Below are 3,323 nucleotides of genomic sequence, written 5' to 3' on the forward strand. Positions count from 1 at the left end.
AGCAGGTGCTCTTCCTCTATCTCGTTGTCTGCCTGGGTAGGTTCCACACTTTTCCCAAGCAGACACTTTCACTCAAACCCGATGTGATCGACTGAGTCTGGTTGCTGTCGAGTAACGCGGTCGTGCTGTCGGTCGGTGTCGCGTGTACACGCAGTGGGCGGATTTGGGACCAGTAGCGACCGCACTACTGGTCGGGAATCCCCTCTTTCTCGCAGGTGACCCAGCCCAGGTCTTCGGCTGCCTGACTCATGTCCGGGAACGTGTCCCCGGGGATAGATTCGTCGGGACCCACAGTGTCCGCGGGGTCCTGGTCCTGCTCGGGGATGTCCTTGACTTCGACGACGCGCTCGTCCGCGAAGTCCGACGGTGCATTCGCCGGTGGGCTCCCGGTACCGAAGGTGTTGTACCAGTCGGTCAGGTCGGCGACGCCGACGGAGTTCTTGTACTCAGCCCAGGTCTGGAGGTCCGCCTCACAGCCCTCGGGCGCGTCCCACGCGATGACTGCGTTCTGTGGGACACTCGCGTCGGTGACGACCGACGTCGAGGAGTTCGCGCCGACGGAGACGCTCCCACGGAAGTCCGGGGGGTTGTCCGCGACTGCGAGGTCGAAGGTCGTCCCAGAGGGGCCGGTGTTGAACACCTCGAAGCGTGTGCCGGTCCGAACGTAGTCGGGGTCCTCGAACTCGTAGACCGTACACTGGTACTCGCCGTCGAGTACCGGACACGGGTCCTGGAAGCAGTCGCCGTCCGTGTCGGCGATAATCCGTACCGTGTCATCGAGTGCCCCGAGTAGTTCGTCTCCCTCCGAAAGTCCGAACGTCCGCGTGACGAGGCCGAGACAGATGCACTCACCGACATCGAGCAAGAGTGCGTTGTCGCTGCCGACGAGCGAATCGTCACGGAACCCGTTGAGATAGAAATCGACGCGGCGCTCGCCCGCGTCGATCTCCCCGTCGGGAACGGTCGGCCAGCTATCGTCGTCCTCGATGTAAACACAGGCTGCTTCTTTCCCCTGGTTGCAGATTTCGAAGACGTTGTCGAAGTAGCTTCGCGAATCCGAGTTGACCCCCTCGCCGAGCGGCGACTCGCCGATAGTGGGGTTTTGGGGGTTCATCAACACCTGCAGGTGTCCGTTGTCGTCGATTGAGGCGTAGCTGCTGTTTGGTGTCGGCGGGTCGCCACATTTGTCCATGCCGAGGTAGGCGTTGGGGTCCGTCGCCGCCTGAATCGTCACACTCCGCTGGGCGTCGACCCGTGAGAACGCGCCGCTGCCGATGAGCGCACTCCCCCCGATACCGGCAGAGCCGAGCCCGACCAAGAATTTTCTTCGTTTCATATCATCTCACCGTGTTTCAGGAGCCACCGCCATCGGGCACTTGGCCCGCCTCTGGCGAGTTGGCAGTGAGCACGACCTCGCCGTCGATGAGCGGTGCATCGACCGTCGCATCGACGCCTTTGGTCACTGTTCGGACACCCATCTCCCGACACTCGCCCAGCGCGAGCGGGACTTCCTGTCCTTCCTGGACCATGATACGGTCGCCCGCGCTGCCGGGGTCGTCGCCGCCCTCCAAGATGTAGTAGAAGGTGACGACCTGCTCGTCGTACTCGGAGTCGGGTGCGGTGTAATCGTCGCCGTAGGCCCGGTCAGCCGGAGCGGACGGCAGTTCGTAGCTGATGTCTGCCTCCGCCTTGCCCTGGTTACACAGCTCGAACATCCCGTCGAAGTAGGTGAACGAGTCGGAGTTGACACCTTGGCCGCCGCCCTCTGCCTGGTCGGCGATGTTGATGAACAGGTGTCCGTCCTCGTCGTAGTCGACGTAGTTGTTGCTGTTTGGCGTGTCGAGCAGCTTGAGACCCAAGTACGCGTTCGCGTCGTTTGCGACCTGGATGCTCACTTGCCGCTGTGATTCGACGCGGCTGAACGCGCCCGAACCGAGGAGCGCGCTGCCGCCGATCGCTGTCCCTGCAACGCCTGCGAGGAAATTGCGCCGTTTCATTGGTTTCACAGGCAGGGGTGTCCTGCCTGCTGACACAGACACACTACCGGGGCTTTTGTATGAGCTGAGTACTCTCGCGTACGTTTTGGTTGGTCGTTACTCACGCAGGCTAACCGTTGATTGGCACGACCACCTCCTGACGAGCCCACACAACAACGACTCCGTGTCCAGAGAGTATCACCAGCGTACCACCACACATTGACCGCCGCCAGATGTGAGACGCCGGCGAGTGGCTCCAGAGATGGGTGTCTGTCACAGACTGTGCCGACAGCGCCAGAACGAACAGAATTCCTGTCGTCAGGCCGGGAGACACGGATTTAAATGTTTATTATGCTACTTATTTCCGACGAACTGCTACAAATCCGCCGACACGTTGGGGACGTGTACAAGCAGAACGTACAACCGTACTGTCACTACGGTCTGAATATCGCCGTCGAAACGCTTGCCTGTACGATAGGACGCAGGTTGTAATGAGCCCATAGCTATACAGACTCCGGGAATTGGAACGTGTGGGTGGAACACATGGCTCAAACAAAAGAGACTCTTCGTGGGGGAGAGTTTCCGTCCCGAGAACAGACAGACGAGTCGACTGAACTGGAGCGAGAGCAGATTTTCGAGATACTGAGCAACAAACGGCGGCGGTACGTTATCCACTATCTAAAGCAGCGCTCGGGGGAGTCGGATATTCCGCTTCGGGAGGTTGTCGACCAAGTTGCAGCGTGGGAGAACAACACCGAAGTGAGTCAACTCCGGACAGACGAGCGCAAGACTGTCTACACGGCACTCAAACAGACACACCTTCCGCGGCTCAACGAGTTCGGTGTCGTCGACTACGACCAGCAGCGCGGCGAGGTGACACTCGATGAACGTGCCGAGCAAGTCCAACTGTACATGGAATACGTCCCCGAAGGTGATATTACCTGGAGTCAGTACTACATCGGACTCTCGGGTGTCTGGTGGGCGATTACTGTCGGCGCGTGGGTGGGGGTTCCGCTACTCGTGTCTGCGAACTGGCTCGCAGTGAGCGCTCTCTTTGCAGGGACGTTCACCCTGTCCTCGCTGGCGCATTTCTATATCGATAGACAGAGCCTGATTGGGAGCGAGGGTCCGCCCCGGGAGATGGAATACGAGTAACACGCCCGGATGCTCGCCTCTAAACGGTGTCTCGACAAACCGTCAGAAGGGGTGCTCTGTAGTGTATCCTGGCTTACTGGTTAATCCCAGTCGCGTGAGACTCAGTCGATCACATCGGGTTAGAGGAAGTGTCTGCTTTGGGAGGATGTGCAACAACCCGAAGCAGACAGCGAAATAGAGGAAGAGCACCTG

At 59.7% G+C, this 3,323-nt stretch carries 3 protein-coding genes; 1 reads left to right on the plus strand and 2 read right to left on the minus strand.

Features of this window, described 5'->3' with window-relative positions:
- Nucleotides 1–184: 184 nt before the first annotated feature.
- Together BLR34_RS17310 and BLR34_RS16445 are read right to left on the minus strand one after the other, a co-directional pair.
- Nucleotides 185–1,336, minus strand: coding sequence for a DUF1102 domain-containing protein (locus BLR34_RS17310; protein WP_092704961.1), 1,152 nt, complete (start codon nt 1,334–1,336; stop codon nt 185–187).
- Between the two features lie 16 nt (nt 1,337–1,352).
- Complete coding sequence (locus tag BLR34_RS16445; RefSeq protein WP_218120931.1) at nt 1,353–1,997, minus strand: hypothetical protein; 645 nt, start codon at nt 1,995–1,997, stop codon at nt 1,353–1,355.
- A 522-nt stretch (nt 1,998–2,519) separates the two neighbouring features.
- Here BLR34_RS16445 and BLR34_RS16450 point away from each other — a divergent pair.
- Nucleotides 2,520–3,131, plus strand: a complete 612-nt coding sequence (locus BLR34_RS16450; protein WP_218120932.1) for a DUF7344 domain-containing protein — start codon at nt 2,520–2,522, stop codon at nt 3,129–3,131.
- Nucleotides 3,132–3,323: the final 192 nt, after the last annotated feature.

This window comes from Halovenus aranensis (genome assembly GCF_900100385.1).
In the GTDB taxonomy this organism is placed as follows: domain Archaea; phylum Halobacteriota; class Halobacteria; order Halobacteriales; family Haloarculaceae; genus Halovenus; species Halovenus aranensis.

Bases quoted from the DNA above. Each gene is read 5' to 3' on its own strand.
- BLR34_RS16445 (WP_218120931.1), bottom strand. From the start codon at position 1,997: ATGAAACGGCGCAATTTCCTCGCAGGCGTTGCAGGGACAGCGATCGGC.
- BLR34_RS17310 (WP_092704961.1), bottom strand. From the start codon at position 1,336: ATGAAACGAAGAAAATTCTTGGTCGGGCTCGGCTCTGCCGGTATCGGG.
- BLR34_RS16450 (WP_218120932.1), top strand. From the start codon at position 2,520: ATGGCTCAAACAAAAGAGACTCTTCGTGGGGGAGAGTTTCCGTCCCGA.